Origin of the sequence: Nocardioides sp. Soil796 (genome assembly GCF_001429525.1) — a bacterium.
Taxonomy (GTDB): domain Bacteria; phylum Actinomycetota; class Actinomycetes; order Propionibacteriales; family Nocardioidaceae; genus Nocardioides.
Genome location: NZ_LMSQ01000018.1, coordinates 932,082 through 953,116 on the forward strand (window position 1 = coordinate 932,082; position 21,035 = coordinate 953,116).

18 protein-coding genes and 2 pseudogenes are annotated in these 21,035 nt (G+C 70.9%); 4 read left to right on the forward strand and 16 right to left on the reverse strand.

Annotated elements, in window-relative coordinates; all coding sequences use genetic code 11:
• Positions 1-2 precede the first annotated feature (2 nt).
• Genes panD through ASH02_RS15860 form a run of 3 tightly spaced genes read right to left on the reverse strand, consistent with a single transcriptional unit; the run spans position 3 to position 2,258 of the window.
• On the reverse strand, positions 3-422 hold the full coding sequence (gene panD / locus ASH02_RS15850; RefSeq protein ID WP_056688758.1) for an aspartate 1-decarboxylase: 420 nt from the start codon (positions 420-422) through the stop codon (positions 3-5).
• A 19-nt stretch (positions 423-441) separates the two neighbouring features.
• Entirely contained in the window at positions 442-1,353 is a 912-nt protein-coding gene (gene panC / locus ASH02_RS15855; RefSeq protein ID WP_056688761.1) for a pantoate--beta-alanine ligase, read from the reverse strand.
• Positions 1,350-2,258 (reverse strand): Rossmann-like and DUF2520 domain-containing protein, encoded by a 909-nt coding sequence (locus ASH02_RS15860; protein ID WP_056688763.1) that lies wholly within the window; start codon positions 2,256-2,258, stop codon positions 1,350-1,352. Before ASH02_RS15860 ends, panC begins: the two co-directional genes overlap by 4 nt.
• Before the next feature lie 181 nt (positions 2,259-2,439).
• Here ASH02_RS15860 and ASH02_RS15865 point away from each other — a divergent pair, with 181 nt between their 5' ends.
• A complete protein-coding gene (locus tag ASH02_RS15865) occupies positions 2,440-3,195 on the forward strand; it encodes an SAM-dependent methyltransferase (RefSeq protein WP_056688766.1) in 756 nt (251 codons plus the stop codon).
• A gap of 10 nt (positions 3,196-3,205) precedes the next feature.
• Here ASH02_RS15865 and ASH02_RS15870 read toward each other — a convergent pair whose 3' ends face one another.
• Positions 3,206-4,999 (reverse strand): class I SAM-dependent methyltransferase, encoded by a 1,794-nt coding sequence (locus ASH02_RS15870; RefSeq protein WP_057295051.1) that lies wholly within the window; start codon positions 4,997-4,999, stop codon positions 3,206-3,208.
• A 269-nt stretch (positions 5,000-5,268) separates the two neighbouring features.
• On the opposite strand from ASH02_RS15870, the gene ASH02_RS15875 reads away from it, so the two are divergent.
• Complete coding sequence (locus ASH02_RS15875) at positions 5,269-7,317, forward strand: glycosyltransferase family 2 protein (RefSeq protein ID WP_057295052.1); 2,049 nt, start codon at positions 5,269-5,271, stop codon at positions 7,315-7,317.
• A gap of 198 nt (positions 7,318-7,515) precedes the next feature.
• On the opposite strand, the gene ASH02_RS15880 is transcribed toward ASH02_RS15875, so the two are convergent.
• Positions 7,516-9,654, reverse strand: a complete 2,139-nt coding sequence (locus tag ASH02_RS15880; protein ID WP_057295053.1) for an acyltransferase family protein — start codon at positions 9,652-9,654, stop codon at positions 7,516-7,518.
• A gap of 129 nt (positions 9,655-9,783) precedes the next feature.
• On the opposite strand from ASH02_RS15880, the gene ASH02_RS15885 reads away from it, so the two are divergent.
• Positions 9,784-11,181, forward strand: coding sequence for a bifunctional cytidylyltransferase/SDR family oxidoreductase (locus ASH02_RS15885; RefSeq protein ID WP_235529970.1), 1,398 nt, complete (start codon positions 9,784-9,786; stop codon positions 11,179-11,181).
• 1 nt (position 11,182) lies between these two features.
• On the opposite strand, the gene ASH02_RS15890 is transcribed toward ASH02_RS15885, so the two are convergent.
• The 4 genes from ASH02_RS15890 to ASH02_RS15905 form a co-directional block, all read right to left on the reverse strand.
• Complete coding sequence (locus ASH02_RS15890; protein ID WP_057295055.1) at positions 11,183-14,074, reverse strand: CDP-glycerol glycerophosphotransferase family protein; 2,892 nt, start codon at positions 14,072-14,074, stop codon at positions 11,183-11,185.
• Between the two features lie 119 nt (positions 14,075-14,193).
• A complete protein-coding gene (locus ASH02_RS15895) occupies positions 14,194-15,171 on the reverse strand; it encodes an ABC transporter substrate-binding protein (protein ID WP_056688785.1) in 978 nt (325 codons plus the stop codon).
• Positions 15,095-15,898 (reverse strand): ABC transporter permease, encoded by an 804-nt coding sequence (locus ASH02_RS15900; protein ID WP_082564165.1) that lies wholly within the window; start codon positions 15,896-15,898, stop codon positions 15,095-15,097. The genes ASH02_RS15895 and ASH02_RS15900 overlap by 77 nt, the downstream gene beginning before the upstream one ends.
• A gap of 61 nt (positions 15,899-15,959) precedes the next feature.
• Positions 15,960-16,610, reverse strand: coding sequence for an ABC transporter permease (locus tag ASH02_RS15905; protein ID WP_235529971.1), 651 nt, complete (start codon positions 16,608-16,610; stop codon positions 15,960-15,962).
• A gap of 54 nt (positions 16,611-16,664) precedes the next feature.
• Here ASH02_RS15905 and ASH02_RS15910 point away from each other — a divergent pair, with 54 nt between their 5' ends.
• On the forward strand, positions 16,665-17,651 hold the full coding sequence (locus ASH02_RS15910; RefSeq protein ID WP_442938411.1) for an ABC transporter ATP-binding protein: 987 nt from the start codon (positions 16,665-16,667) through the stop codon (positions 17,649-17,651).
• Positions 17,652-17,776: 125 nt separating this feature from the next.
• On the opposite strand, the gene ASH02_RS15915 is transcribed toward ASH02_RS15910, so the two are convergent.
• From ASH02_RS15915 to folP, 7 genes and pseudogenes are all read right to left on the reverse strand, one after another.
• Positions 17,777-18,364 carry a hypothetical protein gene (locus tag ASH02_RS15915; protein WP_056688788.1) on the reverse strand — a complete coding sequence of 196 codons (588 nt, stop codon included), beginning with the start codon at positions 18,362-18,364 and terminating at the stop codon, positions 17,777-17,779.
• Positions 18,365-18,373: 9 nt separating this feature from the next.
• Positions 18,374-18,814, reverse strand: a complete 441-nt coding sequence (locus tag ASH02_RS15920; RefSeq protein WP_056688983.1) for a DUF3180 domain-containing protein — start codon at positions 18,812-18,814, stop codon at positions 18,374-18,376.
• A gap of 53 nt (positions 18,815-18,867) precedes the next feature.
• The gene (gene folK / locus ASH02_RS15925) at positions 18,868-19,437 is read right to left on the reverse strand and encodes a 2-amino-4-hydroxy-6-hydroxymethyldihydropteridine diphosphokinase (RefSeq protein ID WP_056688790.1); all 570 of its coding nucleotides are present in this window, start codon (positions 19,435-19,437) and stop codon (positions 18,868-18,870) included.
• Positions 19,434-19,805: a dihydroneopterin aldolase gene (gene folB, locus ASH02_RS15930; RefSeq protein WP_056688793.1), complete on the reverse strand. Its 372-nt coding sequence runs from the start codon at positions 19,803-19,805 to the stop codon at positions 19,434-19,436. Before folB ends, folK begins: the two co-directional genes overlap by 4 nt.
• On the reverse strand, positions 19,802-20,251 hold the full coding sequence (locus tag ASH02_RS15935; protein ID WP_056688796.1) for a YybH family protein: 450 nt from the start codon (positions 20,249-20,251) through the stop codon (positions 19,802-19,804). The genes folB and ASH02_RS15935 overlap by 4 nt, the downstream gene beginning before the upstream one ends.
• Positions 20,251-20,406, reverse strand: a pseudogene (locus ASH02_RS27065) (dihydropteroate synthase); the annotation flags it as partial. The pseudogene ASH02_RS27065 and the gene ASH02_RS15935, both read right to left, overlap by 1 nt.
• Before the next feature lies 1 nt (position 20,407).
• Positions 20,408-21,018, reverse strand: a pseudogene (gene folP / locus ASH02_RS15940) (dihydropteroate synthase); the annotation flags it as partial.
• Positions 21,019-21,035 lie beyond the last annotated feature (17 nt).

Genomic DNA, 21,035 nt, shown 5'->3' on the forward strand with positions numbered 1-21,035 from the left:
GGTTAGCGGCTGGCCGTGACGTCGCCGCGCAGCAGGCCGGACCCCTCGGGCGCCTCGGCCGGGTCGAACCCGGTGGCCAGGACCTTGTTGTCGGCGTCGACGAAGACCACCGACGGCTTGTACTCCTTGGCCTCGGCGGTGTCCATCTGGCCGTAGCCGATCAGGATCACCACGTCACCCGGGTGCACGAGGCGGGCTGCGGCACCGTTGATGCCGATGACGCCCGAGCCACGCTCTCCCGCGATCGTGTAGGTCTCGAGGCGGGCGCCGTTGGTGACGTCGACGATGTGGACCAGCTCGCCGGAGAGCAGGTCGGCGGCGTCGAGGAGGTCTTCGTCGACCGTGACCGACCCGACGTAGTGCAGGTCCGCCTGGGTGACGGTCGCGCGGTGGATCTTGCTCTTCATCATGGTGCGCAGCATGTGCTGTCTCCCTTGTTGGTTACGGAGTTCGGAGAGCCGCGGACGGCTCCGGGTGGTCGGCGGTGCCCAGGTGGACGGGCATGTTGTCGATCAGGCGGGTGCTGCCCACGCGGGCGGCGATGATCACCCGGGCCTCACCGTGTGCGGGGGCCGGGCCCAGGTCGGTTCCGGTGATCACGAGGTAGTCGAGGTCGACGCCGTCGGAGGCGCGCAGCTCGGCGCGGGCCGCGGCCAGGGCCGAGTCGGCGCCGTACATCGCGTTCTCGCGGGCCCGCAGGAGTGTGCGGGACAGGGCGACCGCGTGCTCGCGGTCGGCCGGCTCGAGGTAGCGGTTGCGCGAGCTCAGGGCCAGGCCGTCGGGCTCGCGGACGGTCTCGCCGCCGACCACCTCGATGCCCATGCAGAGGTCGTCGACCATGCGACGGATCAGGGCGAGCTGCTGGTAGTCCTTCTGCCCGAAGACCGCCACGTCGGGGCGGACCAGGCCGAAGAGCTTGGCGACCACGATCAGCACGCCGCGGAAGTGGCCGGGCCGCGTGGCGCCTTCGAGGATCGAGCCGAGCGGCCCCGGGTCGAGGGTCACCTGCGGCTCGACGACACCGTCGACCGAGCCGGGGTAGACCTCGTCGACGGCCGGCGCGAACACGATGTCGACACCGTGCTCGCCGCACAGCGCCAGGTCGGCGTCGAGGGTGCGGGGGTAGCGGTCGAGGTCTTCCCCGGCGCCGAACTGGAGCGGGTTGACGAAGATCGAGACGACGACGGGGCCGTCGCCGACCTCGGCCCGGGCCGCCTCCATGAGGGAGGCGTGCCCGACGTGGAGCGCACCCATGGTGGGCACGAAGCCGACCCGCTTGCCGGCGCCGCGGGCGTCGGCGAGCAGGCCGAGGAGCTCCTCGCGGGTGCTCGCGAGAACGGGGGTGGAGGTCATCGCCGGACGACTCCGGCGACCGGGAGCGTGGTCGCGACGGCGCCGTCGAGGACGCGGGTGAGCGTGGCTGCACGGATCGGCAGCAGGCGGCCGTCGGAGACCGCGCGGGACAGCGTGGCGCGGGCCATCGCGACGTACGACGGCACGGTCTGCGGCGCCGAGACCGCGAGGTCGACGAGGTGTGCACGGACGGTGTTGACGTCACCGCGCACGATCGGGCCGGTCAGCGCAGCGTCGCCGTGGTTGAGCGCGTTGTCGAGGGCCGCCTCGAGGAGCGGGCGGAGGGTGCCGGCCGGGTCGTCGCCACCGGCGGCGACCAGCATCTCCATCGCCTCGGCGACGAGGGTGACGAGGTGGTTGGCACCGTGGGCGAGACCGGCGTGGTAGAGGATCCGCTTGTCCTCCGGCACCCACATCGGGCGGCCGCCGAGGTCGGCGACCAGGGACTCGGTGAAGCGGCGTTCGGCCGGACCGGCGGTCACGCCGAACACGATGTCGTGCAACCGGTCGAGGTCGAGCTCCGTGCCGGTGAAGGTCATCGCGGGGTGCAGGGCCACGGCGCGGGCGCCGAGGGCGGTGGCCGGAGCCAGCACCTCGAGGCCGTGCCGGCCGGAGGTGTGGACGACGAACTGGCCGTCGCGCAGGGAACCGCTGGCGGACAGCATCTGCACGACGTTGTCGAGCATGTCGTCGGGCACGGTGAGCAGGAGGACGTCGCAGGCCCGGGCCACGGCGCTCGGCTTGTCGACGACGACACCGGGCAGCAGCGCGTCGATGCGGCTGCGGGAGGCGTCGGACTCACCGGCGACGGCCACGATCTCGTGGCCCGCGGTGCGGAGCGCGGATGCGAGTACGGCGCCGACGCGTCCTGCGCCGACCACGCCGATACGGAGCGGTTCAGACATGTGCTGCAAGCCTTTCGTTCCAGTCCCTCCGATTTCCTGCTCCTCGTGCGAGGGGCTGGCCGGTGTGGGTACCAGACGGTGTGCCTTCAGTTGATTGCAACAACGAGGCTACGCCGATCGTTTCCGGCTGGGAACAAGCCGGTCGGTGGGATGGATCACAGCCCGCGTAACCTCCTTGACCATGAGCACCACCAGTCTCGGCATGCCCGCGTTGCCTCCCCGGACCGCCCAACCGACGTGGAAACAGGCCTGGGACTCCGCGCTCTACGGCCCCGACGGCTACCTGCGCACCCAGCCGGTGGCGCTGGAACGCGACCGCGACGAGCTCGTGGACTTCCTGCTGCCCCGACTGCGCCAGCACTCGTCCGTCGCCCTGCTCGGAGCGGCCGGCACGCTGGCCCCCTCGCTCTCCGGGCTGCTTCCCGGCGTCTCGCTCCGACCCGACCTCCCCACCGGGTTCCACGGCATCGTGGTGGCCGTCGACTGGCTCTCCCACGTGCCGACCCACGTCGTACAGGCCGATGACGACGGCCGCCCGCGCATCGTGCACGTCGACCCGATCTCCGGCCAGGAGTCACTCGGCCTGCTGCTCTCCGACCCCGGGGTTCCGCCGACGCTGCGCGAGTGGCAGGAGTCGTACTGGCCGCTCGAGGCCGACTTCGCGCGCGCCGAGATCGGCACCACCCGTGAGGCGGCTTGGCGCGACGTACTGCGGTGCCTGGAGTCCGGCGAGGCGATCGCGGTCGAGCACGGGCACCAGCTCGACGACCGGCCCGAGGCGGGCACCCTGCGCGCGCCCGGCGACCTGCCGGCGATCCCCGACGGCACTCGCGACCTGTCGGCCGACGTCGCGCTCGACGCACTCGTCGAGGCGTGCGGCGGCGCCGTCGTCACGACCGACGGCCCCCAGCGCATCGAGTGGAGCAGCCGGGGCTGACGACGCTTCGTCAGGCCGACCCACGGCGCGCGATCACCCGGTAGAGCACCGGGTCCTCGTTGCGGTACGGCGACAGCCCGGTGCCTTCGATGTCGTAGAGCACCTCGAAGCCGTGGCGCTCCTCGAGGGAGCTGCGGAACGTCTCGGCGGACTGGAACCGGCGGTAGTGGTTGCCGTGGATCTTGGCGTTCGCCTCGTCCTTGTCGGTGCGGAACTCGGCGGCGAACAGGTCGCCCGGGCGCGCAGTGGAGGCGATCGCGTCGAGGACGACGTCCTGCACCTGCTCGTGGACGGCATGCAGGAAGAAGCGGAGGTAGAACGCGACCGGGCCCTCAGCGCCTGCGATGACCTCTTCGAGGCTGGCCTGGAGGGCGCCGGGCACGGCCACGTCGCACACCTCGAACGCCACCCGCTCCAGGCCCGCCTCCGTGGCCCCGTGGGTGGCGTGGTCGATGGCCACCGCGGACTGGTCCAGGCCCACGACCCGTCGGCCGGCGGCTCCGAACGCCCGTGAGTCACGGCCGTCACCGCAGCCGATGTCGACGACGGTGCCGGGCAGGTCGGGTCGGCCGGAGACCAGGTCGAAGAAGGTCGAGCCGTCGGCGAAGCTGTTGCGGGCGTAGAACGCGGCCCAGTAGACGCGGGAGCGCTGGGCGTCGCTCAGCGTGGCGTCGTCGGCCACGTCGGTGCGGCTCAGGGTCCAGTTGAAGCCGGGCTTGGGCAGCCGCCAGTCGTCGCCGTACACGTGCTCGACCATCTGCTCGGCGTTGGCCGGCACCAGCACCCGTCCGCCGGGGAAGTCGACGGACTTCGTCCCCGTCCAGTCGCTGCGCATGAGGGTGCTCGTGCCGGCCACGCCCCACGGGCAGCGCAGCCGCTCGTCGTTGTCGAAGAAGAGGTGAAACAGGTCGATGCGCAGGCGGCGCTGGTCGGGGTCGTGGATGTGCAGCATGCGGTGGCGCAGGTCGACGTGGAGCCCGGCCTCGAGCAGTGCGAGGGCGATCTCGACCAGCTCGGCCGCCGCTTCTGGTCCGGTGGTGTGACCCGAGACGTAGGCGCAGTCGAAGTCTGCGTCGTGGCCGATGTAGCCGCCTTCACGCACGGCGCCGAGAAGCGTGCCGTACATCGCGAACACGTCGTGGCCGAACCGCTCGCCGACGACCTCGGCGGTGCGCCGGTAGAGCCCCATCATCGCCGCCTGCCACTCGGTGTCGACCTTCTTCGACAGCGTGATGTGGCCGAACTGGGTGAGCACGTGCCCGTCGGCGACCCGCTCTGCGAGGTCGTCGGGGGTCAGGTCGCCGTTGCTGCGCGGGGAGAGGTAGGTGCCGTGGCCGACGATCGGAAGCGCTTGGTCGAGGTAGCGCACGGTGAGCTGGTGTCTGCGTTGCATGAAGGCCCAGACGCCCTGGATCTGGAACGAGAACGTGCGGATCTCGTCCGGTGAGTTGCGCCGGCCCTCACGCGGTCCCGCCGCCACCCCCCGCTTCACCGGCACCTGGTCCTCGGCGCGACCCTCGTCGCTCCACGAGACCGCAATGCCGTCCATCGATCCGCCCGCGGTGGGGTACGTCGACGAGAGCTGCACGTGGCCGACGTGCAGCGTCACCGGCGTCGGCGGGGTGCCGACCGGCACCGAGATCCATCCGGCGAGCTGCTTGCGACCGACTCGTTCGACGACACCGAGGACCTGTGGAGCGCCTGCGTTCGGACGGGCCTCGCGAAGCCGGGTCCGCACCCGCCGTGCGACCGCCCCGGCCCGTCGTCGTACTTCCCCGGTCAGTCCGGCGTCCCGGTCCGGCATGCGTTCTCCAGTCTGCTCTGCGTGATGGCTCGGCCCTGCTCTTCGAATTGACCCACCTTGCCAGAGACGCCTCCCGCTTCGTCGGAGGCGCCTCCCCGGGTTGCGTTGGCCGACACCCGAGCAGGCGTCGGGTCGACCGCCTCTGCACTCCCTGATGCGTCGTAGCGCCGCTGTTAGAGTGCGGTCGCGGCGGCCGGATCACCTCCGGCGCCCCGAACTTCGCGAAAGGCTCCGATGTTGCTCCCCTCCCACGGCGAAGCCCGCTGAGCGTGGCCGCCGAAGGAGTGCGCGCGGCTCCCGGCAAGGTGCGCCGGGCCGTACGCCGACGCCTGGCCGCGAGCAACCCGGTCCTGACGGTCGTCATCCCGGTCTACAACGTGGCGGCGTACCTGCCCGAGTGCCTCGACAGCGTGCTGGGCCAGACGCTGTCCGAGCTCGAGGTCATCGCCGTCGACGACGGTTCCACGGACTCCTCCCCCGACATCCTGCGTGACCGCGCCCGTCGTGACCCACGGCTGCGGGTGATCACGCAGGCCAACTCCGGGCAGGGCGTCGCCCGCAACGTGGCCGTCGCCCAGGCCCGCGGTGAGTTCCTCACGTTCTGCGACGCCGACGACACCGTGCCGCCGCGCGCGTACGCCCACATGGTCGGCGTGCTGCGAGAGACAGGGTCCGACTTCGTGGTCGGGGCCGCCCGACGGGTCGCCGCCGGGAAGAACCTGGGCGTCGCCTTCCGCGATGCGCACCTCGTCGACCGGCTCGGCACCACGATCGAGGAGACGCCGGTCGCGATGCAGGACATCATCGCCTGCAACCGGGTGGTGCGGACTGCGTTCTGGGTCGATCGGGTGCCGGCGTACCGCGGCCACATCGCCTACGAGGACCACGTGCCCGGGTTGGCGGCGTACGTCCGGGCGGAGCGCTTCGACCTGCTGACCAACGTCACCTACAACTGGCGGGTCCGCGAGGACAACACCTCCACCGGGCAGCAGAAGGCGAACCTCGAGAACCTCCTCGACCGGATCGCGGTGAAGGAGGAGGCCAGCGAGCTGCTCCTCGCCGAGGCCCCGCCGGCGGTGTACGCCGCGTGGGTGGGCCGCTGCCTGAGCGTCGACTTCCCGCCGTTCCTCGCACACGGGCTGGTGGGGAACGACATGTACCGCAACGTGCTGAGCGCGACGTACCGCACGTTCCTGGACCGCGCCTCGACGGAGACGTGGCTGGCCGTGCCCCAGGTGAACCGTCTGCGTGGGTGGCTGTGCGCGCAGGGGCGCTGGAGCGACCTGGCCGCGGTCGACGAGCGGATCGAAACCCGGGGACGCCTGCCCCGCACGGAGGTGCGTGACGGGCTCGTCCTCGCGGTCCGCGAGCCCAGCCTGGCCGACGTCCCCGACGAGCTCTGGCAGATGTCGGAGCAGGAGACCGGGCTGATCGCCGCCGTCAGGTCGGTGCACTCACCGGCCCCCGGCACCGTGCGCATCTCGGGTTTCGCGGCGATCCGTGCCCTGGACTGCTCCCACGAGGCCCCGCAGACGCAGGCCTGGCTGCACGACCCGTCGAGCGGCCGCACGGTCCCGCTGTCGGTGGAGCAGTACGCCGACCCGGCGGCGAACGTCTGGACCAGTCACCTCAACGCCAGCTACGACCACGCGGCGTTCCAGGTCGACGTGCCCGCCACCGAGCTCGGCACGGACCCGGACACGACCTGGGTCCTGCACCTGAAGGTCTCGCAGCAGGGCGTCGTCCGCGAGGGCACCGTGCACACGGCGGTCGAGGGATCTGCCGGTCACCACCTGCGGCCGGTCGACGTCGGCTCCGGCTCCGTCACCCCCGCGCTCTCCGGTGCGCTCGGCCTCCACCTCACCGTCAACCCCGACAACGCGGGTACCGGTGACGAGGTCGCTGACGCGGTTCTCCGCGACGTCGAGCTGACCGACGGGACGCTCGTGCTGACCATGGAAACACCGGACGGCCGACGCCCGGCCCCGCTGCGGCACCAGACCACCGACCTGGAGCCGACGTACGTCGAGCAGGCGGACCTCGAGCCCGGAGGCGACGTCGAGCCGGCGCACGACGAGCCCGGTGGCGACGTCACCCGGATCGGCTTCGGACTGGCCTCGCTCCCCGACGGCGACCTGCTCCTCGGCACCCCGGACTCCCTCACCGTGGCGCCTGACCTCTGGCAGCGCCTGCCCGTGGCGCTGACCGCCGGCGACCCGGCCTCCGACGACCTGGCCTCCGGCCACATCAGCGTCGTCGTGCTCGTACGCCGAACCCGCCAGCTCGTCCTCCGCCTGTCGCGAACCGTGCATTCTTGATGCGCGAGCACCGGGTTCTTGGTGAACGCAGCGCCGCCTTTCGCGTTCAGCGGTAGCGGAAGGCTCGGCGAAGGGGTCAGGACAGCCCTGGGCTACCGCTGAACGCGATCTCGCTGGTTCCACCAAGAATCCGGTGTTCGACGCGCAAGAACGCACGGTTCGCGCATCAAGAATCCACGGTTCGAGGGGAGTGCTGGGTCAGCGCTTCTTGTTGAGGGACTTCTCGACCATCGGCACGAGGTCACGGCCGAGGAACGGGCCGAGCGTCTCGGAGTACGTCGCGGTGATGTGCGAGGCGTCGAAGTAGACCGCGACCCCACCGACGGCGACGTCGCAGTACTTCGGGCCGCAGATCCGGTCGGTCAGGTCGACGACGGAGACCATCGGGTCGTCGATGTCCTCGGCCGCGTTGGCGAGGGCGTCGTTCGGCACCCAGTCCTTGCGGAGGCCGGTGCAGGCACCCAGGCCGTCCTCGTGCTCGGCCGTGCACTCCGGGCCGTTCACGTCAGTGGAGCCGGGCAGCGGGGTGTCGTGGATGACCACGACGCGCTGGCCCTGGGCGATCCAGTCGGAGAGGTAGTCGCGGTAGCCCTGCTCCCACAGCTCCTGCTCGTTGCCGTCCTCGGCGTCCACGGGCTTGCGACCGTTGCGCTCGGAGGTGACCACGACGTCGAAGTCGCCCTTCGCGGTCGTGTCGAGCACCCGCTGGCCCCAGTCGAGGCAGCCCTCGGACTCCTCGTCGGTCTTGAACTCGACCTTGGTGCGGGTCGCGGTGCACTCCGAGGCGAGGATCGTGGTGATGTGCCAGCCCTGCTTCTCGGCGACCACCTGCAGCGCGGGAAGCCAGTGCCCGGCGTGCGAGTTGCCCACCAGCGCGATGTGTACGTCGGACGCCTCGTCGCCGTACTCACACGTCTTGAGGCCGTCGAACGGGATCCACTCCCAACAACCGTCGCGGTAGGCGTCGGACTTGTCGTCGATGGCCAGGTTCGGCGCGGGAACGACCGGACCCTCGGTGATGCGCGGGCACTGTGACCCGTCGGCGAGCGAGGCCGCTCCGAAGCAGGGGTCGTCGCTGCCCTTGGCGTCGGAGAGTGCCTGGCGGGCCTGGTCCTGCTGCTTCTCGAAGTAGCGGTCGAGCGTGTGGGCGGCGCCCCAGACCAGTGCCATTGCGAGCACCATCGCCAGGAACGGCTTGAACAGCGGCTTGCGGAACCGGGCCTGCCGGAAGACGTCCTCGATGAAGTACTTCGTCAGGGTGGCGAGCACGAGGGTGACGACGATGATCGCCAGCTTGTTCTCGAGGGTGAGCGGGTGGCCGGTCGCCTGCGGCACCAGCACGACCATCGGCCAGTGCCAGAGATAGACCGAGTAGGAGATGTCCCCGAGGAACTGGATCGGCTTCCACGCCAGGATCGGTCCGGGCGAGTGCCGCTTCAACGGTGCGTCCACGGCAATGACGGCCACCGTGCCGAGCACCGGCAACAGGGCCTGCCAACCCGGGAACGGCGTACTGCCGGTGTAGGTGAACGCGGTCAGTGCGATCGCGCCGAAGCCGAGCCAGGCGACCGCGGAGCGGGCCGCCTCGGGGATCAGCACGTGCTCGTGGTCGACGTCGCGGCCGAACGCGCGCCGCGACAGCAGGCCGGCCAGCACGCCGCCGAGCCCGAGCTCCCAGATGCGGGTGGGGGTGACGAAGTAGGCGGCGGCCGGGTTCGAGGCGGTCTCGGTGATCGAGTAGACCAGCGAGGCGGCCACGGCGAGGGCCAGACCGGGTACGACGACCCGGGTCGCCGGGCGCCTGAGGACCCGCGCCAGCACGAAGAGCAGCAGGAGCAGGATCGGCCAGCCGAGGTAGAACTGCTCCTCGATCGAGAGCGACCAGTAGTGCTGCACCGGCGACGGGGCAGCCTCGGCCGCGAGGTAGTCGACCGAGCTGGAGGCGAGGTTCCAGTTGACGTAGTAGAGGGTCGCGGCCTTGATCTGGGCCGCGGTGCTCCCCCACTCGGTCTCGGGCGCGAACATCCGGCTGCCCACCACGGAGAGCGCCAGCACGAGCAGCGACGCCGGCAGCAGCCGCTGGATGCGACGCGCCCAGAAGCCCAGCAGGTCCTTGGCACCGGTCGGCGGGTGCGCCAGCAGGTGCGAGGTGATCAGGAAGCCCGAGATCACGAAGAAGACGTCGACGCCGACGAAGCCGCCGGTCATCCGGTTCGGCCAGAGGTGGAACAGGAAGACCAGGCTGACGGCCAGTGCTCGGAGGGCCTGGATGTCGGTGCGGACCAGCGTCGCTGTCGCCTTCGCCTTCACGGTCAACGGGCTCAGGGTGTCGGGCACGTGCAGCCTTCCGGCGGGACTAAAGAACGTCGGTCAGGATAACCGCCGACCCGGCGGGACCCTATTCACGTCTATCCTGTGACCGGCCGCAACCGGGGCCGCTACGGCGGTCCGACCTCGAGGAGCTTGGTGAAGAACATCGCAGTACTCCTGGCCGGAGGCGTGGGCACACGCGTCGGCCTCGACATCCCCAAGCAGCTCATCAAGATCGCCGGACGGCCGATCATGGAGCACACGCTGGCCACCCTCGACGCCCACCCGATGGTCGACGAGATCATCATCCTGATGGCGCAGGGCCACCTCGACGCCGTGCACGCGATGATCCGCACCGGCGGCTACACCAAGGTCACCCAGGTGCTCGAGGGCGCCGAGACCCGCAACGACACCACGCTCCGCGCGATCCGCGCGATCCCCGACGAAGAGGCCAACCTCCTCTTCCACGACGCGGTCCGCCCGATGGTCACCGACCGCATCATCAGCGACTGCTTCGAGGCGCTCGAGAAGTACGACGCGGTCGACACCGCGATCCCGTCCGCCGACACGATCGTCGAGCTCGACGAGAACGGCATCATCAGCAACATCCCGCCGCGGGCCCGACTGCGCCGCGGCCAGACGCCCCAGTGCTTCAAGGCGTCCGTGATCCGTCGGGCGTACGACGAGGCCGGCAAGGACCCCGACTTCGAGGCCACCGACGACTGCACGGTGGTGCTCCGCTACACCCCCGACGTACCGATCGGGATCGTGGCCGGCGACGACCGCAACATGAAGGTCACCGAGCCGATCGACGTCTACCTGGCCGACAAGCTGTTCCAGCTGACCTCGACCGACCTGCCGGCACCGCGCACGGAGCAGGAGTACCGCGACGCCCTGGCCGGCAAGACGATGGTGGTCTTCGGTGCGTCGTACGGCATCGGCCTGGACCTCGTCGAGCTGGCCCGGTCCTACGGATGCACGGTCCACGGCTTCAGCCGTTCGGGCAGCCGCACGCACATCGAGCGGCGCGAGGACGTCGCCAAGGCTGCCCGCCAGGTGATGGAGTCCGACGGCCGCATCGACTTCGTGGTCAACACCGCCGGGGTGCTCCCCCGCGGCCAGCTGGCGGAGACGTCGGAGGAGACGATCTACGCGGCCACCGAGATCAACTACGTGGCCCCCGTGCTGATCGCCCAGGAGTTCTACCCGCACCTGCGGGCCTCCGGCGGGTCCTTGCTGCTGTTCACCAGCTCGTCGTACACCCGCGGTCGGAGCGGCTACTCGCTCTACTCCTCGGCCAAGGCCGCGGTCGTGAACCTCACCCAGGCCCTGGCCGACGAGTGGGCCGGCGAGGTGCGGGTCAACTGCATCAACCCGGAGCGCACCGGCACGCCGATGCGCACGAAGGCCTTCGGCGAGGAGGACCCCTCCACGCTGCTGGAGTCGACGGTCGTGGCCACCGCAGCCCTCGACGTGCTGCTGGCCCGCCAGACCGGCCACGTCATCGACGTCCGCAAGTCGGACCCGCTGGCCCTGGCCGACGACGAGATCTGACCTACCGGGGGAAGAGCAGGTCGACGGCCCGGGCGGCCGAGCGACCGTCCTGCCAGGCGTTGTACGTCGCGTTGAACTCGTCGATCGCCCACGCCCACTCGGCGGTCAGCGCCGGCACGTCGCGGACCAGGTCGATCACCTGCTCCGTGGTGTCGACCAGCGGCCCGGGTGCCGAGTTGGTGAACGGGAACAGGAAGCCCCGCTTCTCGTCGGCGTAGTCGACGAGGTCGGGCACCAGGAACACCATCGGCTTGCCGGTGAGCGCCATGTCGAAGCGCAGCGAGGAGTAGTCGAGCACGGCCACGTCGGCGGCCAGGATCAGGTCGTTGATCTCGGGGTACGCCGACACGTCGAGCACCCGCGCGCCCGACCCGGGCGGGTGGTGGAACCGGTGGCCGCGCAGCAGCACCACGTGGTCGGGGCCGAGCCGCTCGGCCATCCGCGCCACGTCGAGGTGCTGATGCATCGGCGCGGCCCGGTAGTTGGTGGCCAGGTCGTCGCGCCAGGTGGGGGCGTAGAGGATCGCGCTCTGGCCGGGCGCGATGCCCAGACGGTCACGCGCCAGCTCGCGCAGTGACTCGGCCGCCGGGCCCACGAGTACGTCGTCGCGCGGGTAGCCCTGGTTCAGGTAGGTGCCGTCGAAGCCGTACTGCTCGCGGTAGTGGAGCTCCATCTCGGGGCTCGGCACGCACGCCACCGTCCACTGCCGGGCGGTGTTGTCGAGCTGGGACTCCAGGCGCAGCGGCGAGAAGTTCTTCGCCCGCCACAGGCCGGTGCCCATCGCCTTGGAGGGGTAGCCGTGGAACGTCTGCACCAGTCGCTGGCCGGGCCTCGTGCGGAAGAAGCGGTTCATCTCGATGTTCGTCACGACGGTTCCCGCGCGGGCCAGCACGTCGTACCACCCGCGGCTGCGGATCAGCACCGGCCGGCTGCCCACGGGCGCCGGGACGCTGTGGTCGGCCACGCCCCACACCGCCCGCAGCTCCGGGCGGTGCTGGCGCATCTCGTCGAAGATCGCCCGCGGGCTGTCGGTGGTTCCGGAGCCGGCGTAGCTGTGGAACACGACCAGGTTCGGGTCGAGGGGTGCGGTCGTCGCGGCGTACGTCGCCCGGAGGCGGGCCTGCGCCCAGGGGCCGAGCTCGTCCTCGCGCAACGGCGCGGCCAGGTCGACCAGGATCTGGTCGCGAAGGCCCCGCACCAGGCGGATCCGGTGGCTGCGGGTGAGGCGCTCGCGAGGAGTCTGGTCGGCAAGGTCGCGCGGGATCGGCAGGTCGCCGTGGGCGCTGGCCGAGGCCCAGGCGAAGTGCCAGGTGCCACTGGGGAGGGGTCGCGCGGACAGCTCCCACGGCTGGTGGCGCAGCGGCACCACGGCGGTGAAGTCGCGACCGTTGGTGGTCACCCGGGCAGGCACCCGCCAGTCGCCGTTGCGGAGCTCGAGGGTGAAGTCGGCCGGGGTGGTGCCGTGCAGCACGATCGACTCCCCCAGCTCGACGGCCGAGACGACCGGCGCCGAGGTCGGTTCGGGGCGCGGCTCCGGCTTGACCCCGCGGTGGATGCGGAAGCCGTGGCGACTGTCGAAGGACGCGCGCCCGGACAGGCCGACGTCGGGCAGCCCGGCAGAGCCGCGGGCGTCGCGATCCGTGGCCCGTCCCCAGAGGGTCACACCGCCCACGGAGAGGCCGATCTCGAGCGTCCACGGGCCGTCCAGCGTGAGCCAGTTCGGGTCGACGGCGATCTCGAGGCCGGCGGCGTCGTGGTTCTGGTAGGCCTGACGGAAGTGCCGGGTGGCGGCGCGGTCGGGGCGGCTCTCGGGGGTCAGTGCCACGCGTGCACCGGTGCGGGCGTGGGCCATGCGCGCCCGGAACTGCGGCGGGTGCGCGGCGAAGTCGATCCAGCGACAGGCCGCGAAGACCGTGAGCCGCACGAGGTGGCCGTCGCGGCGCACCCGGCGCAGCGATACCTCCAGCCGGGGGCGGATCTCGAACACGTCGTCGGGGACGTCGACCCCCGGCACCGGCAACACCGCCAGCAGCCGCTCGCCGTCCAGCCGGGTCGGGAACTGGCCCTCGTCGAACCAGCGGTCCGCGGTGAACCTGCTCATCGCGGCGGCGTGACCGTGGGCCACCAGCCACAGGCGGAGCCGGGTCTCGACAGGAACGTCGAGGTGCCGGGCGCGGGGCAGGGTGTCGAGGGCGGTCGAGACCGCCTGGGCGAAGGCGGTCGTCTCGCCCGCGGTGGCGTGCTCGAGGTCGTCGAGGAACGAGCCGGCGTCATGGCACAGCACCCGGACCAGTACGTCGGGGTTGGTCAGCCCGGCCAGCATCCACGCGAACTCGCCGATCTCCGCGCAGGCGGCCGGCACGGTGCCGAACGGTGTGGACCACGTGCTGTCCGTGTCGCGCGTCGTGCGGTCGGCCAGCTCGCGTGCCGGGGCCGCGTCGAGGGCGGCCTGCCCGAACCGGCCGTGCGCCTCGAGGAACTCCGGTGCCGACTTCGCGCGCCACAGGCGGGCGCCGAGGGTGGCCCCGCGCCCGGAGAGGGTGTCCTCGGCGGCGGCCAGGTCGCCCACGAGCGTGGCCAGCGCCCAAGGCTCCAAGGCCTCATTTGCCTCGAGGTAGAGGAGCGTGTCACTGGAGGCGGAGGTGGTGCCGGCATTGCGCGCCGCGTTCGCGGTCTCGTTGGGGAGCAGCACCCGCACGCCCTCGATGCCGCGCAGGTCGGTGGGACCGACGCCGCCCCAGGGGCAGAGCAGGATCTCGGACGACGGCTCGTCCTGGCCGGCCAACGACTCCAGGCACACGCCGAGGTGTCGCACCTGCCGCGGCCCGACCGTCACGACGACGGCCACCGACGTACGACGGCGGCGCACCGCACGGCGTACCCGATCCAGCACGTGTCCTCCCACTCCCAGCCGACCCGTCGGCAGTTCCTGACGAGCCGTGATTTGCTGCCGAGCCTAGTGGAGGTCGGGTGCTTCAGCCGGGAGCGTCCGACCTCGAGGACCGGGGTGTGTCAGAGCAGGTCGTGGTCCTCCAGGTAGTCCTTGGCCACGTCGGAGGCCTTCTCGCGCTCCGCGGTCACCCGGCCGTTGAGCTCGACCAGGTCGTCGGTGGTCAGGATCGCCATCAACGGGTTGAGCACGTCGGCGACGTCGGGGTGGGCCTTCAGGAACTTCGTGCTCACCGCGGGCACGAGGTTCTGCACCGGCTGGACCGCCTTGTCGTCCTCGAGCAGGACCATGCCGCGGGCCTCGAGGGTGCCGTCGGTGGTGCTGGTCAGGCCGAGCTGCGACTCGTCGTCCTCGACCGACTTGAAGGTCTGTGCGCTGGCGAAGCCGAGCGGCAGGATGTCGTCGATCTTGATGCCGTAGACCTCCTCGAGGCCCTTGCCGCAGTCGAGGCGCTCCGCGCAGTCGGGGTGCGCCGCCAGGGTGACGGTCTTGCCCTCGAGGTCGGAGAGCTTGCTGACCGAGTTCTCCTCGGCGTACTCCTCGGTGACGAAGAACGCGTTGGTGTCAGCGGCCTCGGCGGGGTCGAGGAGCGTGACGCCCTTCTTCTTCAGCACCCCGGCACCGGCGGCGAGCGTCGCCTCGAGGTCACCGGTGCTCAGCGGCTTGGCGTCCGCGCCGTTCTGCGTCGTGTTGAGGAACTCGATGGTGCCGCCGACGTACTCGGGCGCCACGTCGATGTCGTCGGGGAACTGGTTCATGTAGATGTCGCGGCTGGTGACCAGCTTGGTCTCGACGTCGTAGCCGGCCCTGTCGAGCAGCAGTTCGTACATGCTGGCCATCAGCGCGGCCTCGTCGAACGACTGGCCGGACAGTCGCAGCTCGCCCTTGTCCGTGTCGGTGTCCGTGCTGGCGGTGTTGCTCGACGTCGCCTTGTCGTCGCCCTTGGTGTCGTCGTCCGAGAGGTCATCGCCCGCGCAGGCCGACGCCCCCATCAACGACGTCGCCATCAGTGCCGCCACCATCATCTGTCGTACCCGCATGGTTGCCACCTTCTGTGTCCCGTGGTCGAGTGCCACGCGTGTCCGGTCGTGCCGTCTGGAGGGAACGCTGCACCATCGCGGCGGAGACTTCAAGGAGCAGGGCCACGGCGGCGACGACAACCGCTGCGCCGATGCCCTGCGCGTAGTCGTGCTTGTAGAAACCGGCCGTGATCAGGTTGCCGAGCCCCGGGCCGTCGACCAGCGCGGCGATGGTGGCCGTGGCCCACACCTGCACCAGCGCCAGGCGGACTCCGGCGGCCACCAGGGGCATGGCCAGCGGGAGTTCGACGCGGACGAACCGTTGCCATCCGCTCATGCCCATGCCGTCGGCGGCCTCGCGTACGTCGCGGGGCACCTCGTCGACGCCCACGTAGGCGTTGGTGATGATCGGTGGCAGTGCGAAGAGGGCCAGGGCGATCAGGGTGGCCAGTCCGGCGCGGCCGTAGGGACCGAGGTGCTCGGTGCCGACCGGCTCCCACATCACCAGCAGGGCGAGCACGGCGAACGTCGGCACCGCCCGGCCCACGCCGGCCACGTTGATCGCCACGAAGCCGCCCCGGCCGAGGTGCCCGAGCCACAACGCGATCGGCAGGCCGATCGCCAGCGCCACTCCGAGGGCCGTGAAGGTCAGCAGCAGCTGCTGGAGCAGCAGGTGCCAGATGCCGTCGTCGCCAAGCCAGTTGGCGCCGTCGCCCAACCAGGCCGCGGTGTCGCGGAGGAGCCTCATGCGGGGTCCCCGGCGAGTTGTTCGGCGGAGGAGCGCAGCGGAGGAGTCGAAGAACTCGTNCTCATGCGCGCACCCCCCTGGTCCACGGCGTGGCCAGGCGCTGCACCAGCATCAGCGCGACGTCGAGCACCAGCGCGATCGCCACGCAGATCAGGCTCGCGGCCAGCACCTGGGCACGGAAGTCGTTGGGTACGCCGACGAAGAGCAGGTTGCCGAGTCCGCCGTACGACACCAGGGCACCGACCGTGGTCAGTGCGACGGTGGAGACGGTCGCGATGCGCAGGCCGGCCATGATCACCGGCAGCGCCAGCGGCAGCTCGATGCGCCACAGAAGCCTGGCCCGCGAGTAGCCGAGCCCGGTCGCGGACTCGATCACCTCGTCGGGCACCGCCCGCAGCCCCTCGACCATGTTGCGCACCAGGATGGTCAGCGAGTAGAGCGCCAGGCCGAGGACCACGGTGGTGCGGGTCAGTCCGGTGAACGGCACGAGCAGCGGGAACAGCGCCAGCGACGGCAGCGTGTAGATGCCCGTGCAGATGCCGAGGATCGCGGCCTCGAGCTTCGGGAAGCGTCGGGCCAGCAGGGCCAGCGGCAACGCCATCGCCAGTCCGAGCAGTACGGCGAGCGCCGTGATGGTGAGGTGCTGGACGGTGGCGTCGATCAGCTCCTGCTTGCGATCGACGTAGTAGTCGCCGCAGAACCATTCGTTCACGAACAGGCTGTAGCAACTCGGCTCGTCGGACGCGCCTGTCGATAGGGTCACCCCATGGACGGTATCGAAGATCCGATGATCCGGCTGTCAGGCGTCAGCAAGACGTACGCCGACGGCACGACCGCCGTCCATGAGCTCGACCTCGAGGTGGGGCGCGGCGAGATGGTGACACTCGTCGGCCCGTCCGGCTGCGGCAAGTCGACCACCCTGAAGATGATCAACCGGTTGATCGAGCCCACCACCGGATCGATCTTCATCGACGGCGCCGACGTGACCGACGCCGACCCGGTCAAGCTCCGCCGCGGGATCGGCTACGTGATCCAGCAGGTCGGCCTGTTCCCGCACCAGAAGATCCTGACCAACGTGATGACCGTGCCGCTGCTCTACGGCGAGTCGAAGTCCGTGGCCCGACGCCGCGCCCTCGAGCTGATGGAGCTGGTCGGCCTCGAGCCCGACCAGCACGCCGACCGCTACCCGCACCAGCTCTCGGGTGGACAGCGTCAACGCGTCGGCGTGGCCCGGGCCCTGGCCGCGAACCCGCCGGTGCTGCTGATGGACGAGCCCTTCGGCGCGGTCGACCCCGTCGTGCGTGGCCGGCTTCAGGAGGAGTTCCGGCGGCTCCAACGCGACCTGGGCAAGACGGTCGTCCTCGTCACCCACGACATCGACGAAGCCGTGCGCATGGGAGACCGGGTCGCGGTCTTCGCCGAGGGCGGCCGCCTCGCACAGTACGACGTACCGGCGGTGGTGCTCGGCTCGCCGGCCGACGACTTCGTGGCGTCGTTCGTGGGCGCGGCGCGCGGCCTGCGGCGGTTGGCGGTCACGCCGATCGACCCGGCCCACCTCGAGCCCCTGGACGGCGTCCGCGCCGGAGAGCTGGGCGCGGCCATCGACGTCGGCGCAACCCTCGAGGACGCACTGGCCCTGATGATGCGCGAGGACAAGCCGATGGTCGGCGTACGCCGCGGTGCGCAGTTCGTCGGGGTGCTGACCCCCAACGGCATCCACAAGGCCCTGCGCGCCTCCGTCAACGACGCCTGACCCGCCCCTCCCCCGTGTAACGCTCCGTCCATGTCACTTCGCACCCGACCGGCAGGGTGCGAAGTGACGACAACCCCGCACAAGTCGTGCGGGGTTGTCGTGTCGTACGGCGACCAGAGGTGCGGTCAGGCGTGCTTGCGCACCGGCATCGCGGCGGCGTCTTCCCAGGCAGCGAGCTCGACCTTGAGGTCGGTGACCTGCTGCTCGAGCTCGGCGGCCAGCACGATCGCCTCGGCGGCGCGCGTCTCGGAGTCCTCGAGGCGACCGGACTCTGCGGTGAGGCGGGCCTCGGCCTGGTCGGCGCGACGCGACTCGTTGCCGAGCTTGAGCGTGGTCTCGGCGACCTTGCGCTGGGCCAGCGAGAGCTCACCCTCGAGCTCGTGGATGAGCTTCTGGCGAGCGGCGATCCGCTCGGTCATGGTGTCGGCGAACTTCTGGCTCTCGCGGGTGCGCTCGTCGGTCAGCACCGAGTAGGCCTTGGCCTGCTCGGCACGGTCACGGGCGGCGTCCTTGCGGGACTGCATGAGCTCGGAGTGGGTGATCTTGGTGGCGGCGGCCCCGAGGAGGACGGCCAGCACAGCAGAGACGGCGACGAGAAGGGACGATCCGCCGACCAACGCGCCGAGGACGACGAGGGAGGCGATCATGATGAGGGCAACTGCGACCGTGATGCGGGTGCTCCGCTGACGGCGTCGGGCGTTGGGGGAAGCCATGCATCCAGACTAGGCGCCGTCGCCGCCGTCCCGGACCCGACACGCACGCTCGAGCAGTAGTGCTGCACCACACATGAGTCCGCCGCCCACCGCCGCGATGCCGGAGCGCAGGCTTCGCTGGTCGGCGAGCTCGGCCGGCAGGCCCAACCAGGCCACGGCGTAGCCGGCGTAGCCGCCCGCGGCCAGGGCCCCGACCAGGGCACAGGCCTTGGCCAGCACCAGCCGGTTCACGGCCCGATGCGGCTCGAGGAACTGGCGCCGCGCGATCGTGCGGTGCGTGGCCCACGCGGTCGCGCCCAGCATCGCGGCGACCAGGAACAGCGCCAGCACCTGGATCCAGGTCACCACCGGCGAGGAGTCGGCGTACCGCTGGGTGAGTGGGCGGATCGCCCAACCGACGACGAGGCCGACCGTCAGGCACGCCGCCAGTGCACCGGCGGCCGTGGGCACGACGCGGGGCTCCTCGGGCGGACGCTCGTCCCCCGACCCCGCGTCGGGAGGGGTCACTGCAGGTCGAGGGCCAGGTCGTCGCGGAGCTTGATGCCGCTCTGGTCGGCGGCCTCGAGGAGCTCGGCGACGGGGCCGGCGTCCGGCAGCACCGCGTCGGGCTCGAGGTCGAACCACGGCTTGAGCACGAACGCCCGGTCCTTGGCGCGCGGGTGCGGGAGGCGCAGGAAGTCGTCGTTGGCCCTGCGGTCACCCACCACGATGAGGTCGACGTCGAGGGTGCGGGGCGCGTTCTTCTCGCTGGGGCGGACCCGGTCGAAGGCGTCCTCGATGGCGAGGGCGCGGTCGAGCAGCGTCGAGGCGGGCAGCGTGGTGTCGAGGAGGACGACGGCGTTGAGGAACTGCTCGGAGCCCGGGGGCGCGCCGATCGGCTCGGTCTCGTAGACCCCGGAGACGGCCGTCACCCACACGTCGGGGGTGTCGGCGAGGGAGTCGACCGCGCCCTGGAGGCTGGCCAGGCGTTCGCCGAGGTTGGAGCCCAGTGCCAGCACCGCACGTCGGATCGGGTGCATCTCACCGGTGAGGGTGTCGGCATCGATGATGTTCGGGTTGGGTGTCTCAGTCACGGCTGCAACGTCCTCTTCCGGGTAATCGTCAGCGCAACATCCGAGAATGTTGCGTCAATGGGCGCGTCCGGCTTGTGAACCGTGACCCGGGTCCATTCAACACGATCGTCCAAGAGGCAGACGTCCGCTATCCGTTGGGCCAGGGTCTCGATCAGGTCGACCGGGTCGGTCTCCACGGCGGCTTTCACCGAATCCACGAGAATTCCGTAGTGCACGGTCTCACGCAAGTCGTCGGTGCGTGCCGCGGGGGTCGTGTCGATGCCCAGGACGAGGTCGATCACGAAGATCTGTCCCTCGCGGCGCTCGAAGTCGAAGACACCGTGGTGCCCGAAGCACTCGATGCCACTCACGGCCAGCTCGTCGGTCATTCGTCCTCCAGGTCGAGGTTGCTCAGAACCGGCCCTGCCTGATGGCACCAGAGCAGCCAGTCGGCACCGATCCGGTGGTAGACGCTGGTCACCGCCAGCTGCGACCCCGGCAGGTCGACGACGTCCTCCAGGGTGAGGACGCCGGGCAGGATGACGTTCTCCACGCAGGCCAGCCAGGCGACGCTGCCGCGGACGGCGACGTTGAGGTCCTCGAAGAGGAACTGGATGCCGGACGTGAGCTCGATGCCCTCGCTCAGCTGCGTGCGGACCTCGTCACGGCCCATGACGCCCGGCACTCCAGGGAACGTGCAGCTGATGTCGTCGGCGTCGATCCAGAACCCGAGGGCGGCGGCCGCGTCACCGCGCTCCCAGGCGGCGTAGAAGGCCCGGTGCGCGGCCTCCACGGCGGCCTCCTGGCCGGTGGTGTCGCCGACGCCGGCGATCATCAGGCCTCACCCGGGTCGTGCGCGAACCGCTCGACGACCCGGATCGCATCGGCACTGGCGCGTACGTCGTGCACCCGCACGCCCCACATGCCCTGCAGGCTGACGATCGTGGTGAGGGCCACGTTGGCGTGCTCGCGCTCTGCCACCGGCCGGGGNCGACCGAGGCCGACGAGCTCGTCGAGGTGCTTGAGCAGCTCCCAGTTGTGGTCCGGTGACTTGGCGAACCCGAGCCCGGGGTCGACCACGAGGCGCTCGAGGTCTACACCGGCGGCCAGCGCGTCGTCGATGCGGGCCGACAGCTCGTCACGGACGGCGCCCACGACACCGCCCGGGCCGTCGTACACGGCGTGCTGCTGCATCTCGGTGCTGTGCGCCCGCCAGTGCATGGCGACGTACAGCACGTCGTGGTCGGCGGCGACCCGCAGGATGTCGGGGTCGGCCAGCCCTCCGGAGACGTCGTTGATCACCACTGCGCCGGCCAGGGCGGCGGCCTCGGCGACCTCGGCGCGCATGGTGTCGACCGAGACTGCGGCGCCCTCGGCGGCCAGGGCGCTGATCACCGGCACCACCCGGTCGAGCTCTTCGGAGACCAGCGGACGGGTCGCTCCGGGACGGGTGGACTCGCCGCCGATGTCGAGGATGTCGGCGCCCTGGGCGATCAGCTCGCGGCCGTGGGCGATCGCGGTGTCGGTGGTCGCGAACCGTCCCCCGTCGGAGAACGAGTCGGGGGTGACGTTGACGATGCCCATGATCCGCGGACGGGTCATCGGCTCGGTCAGCGCAC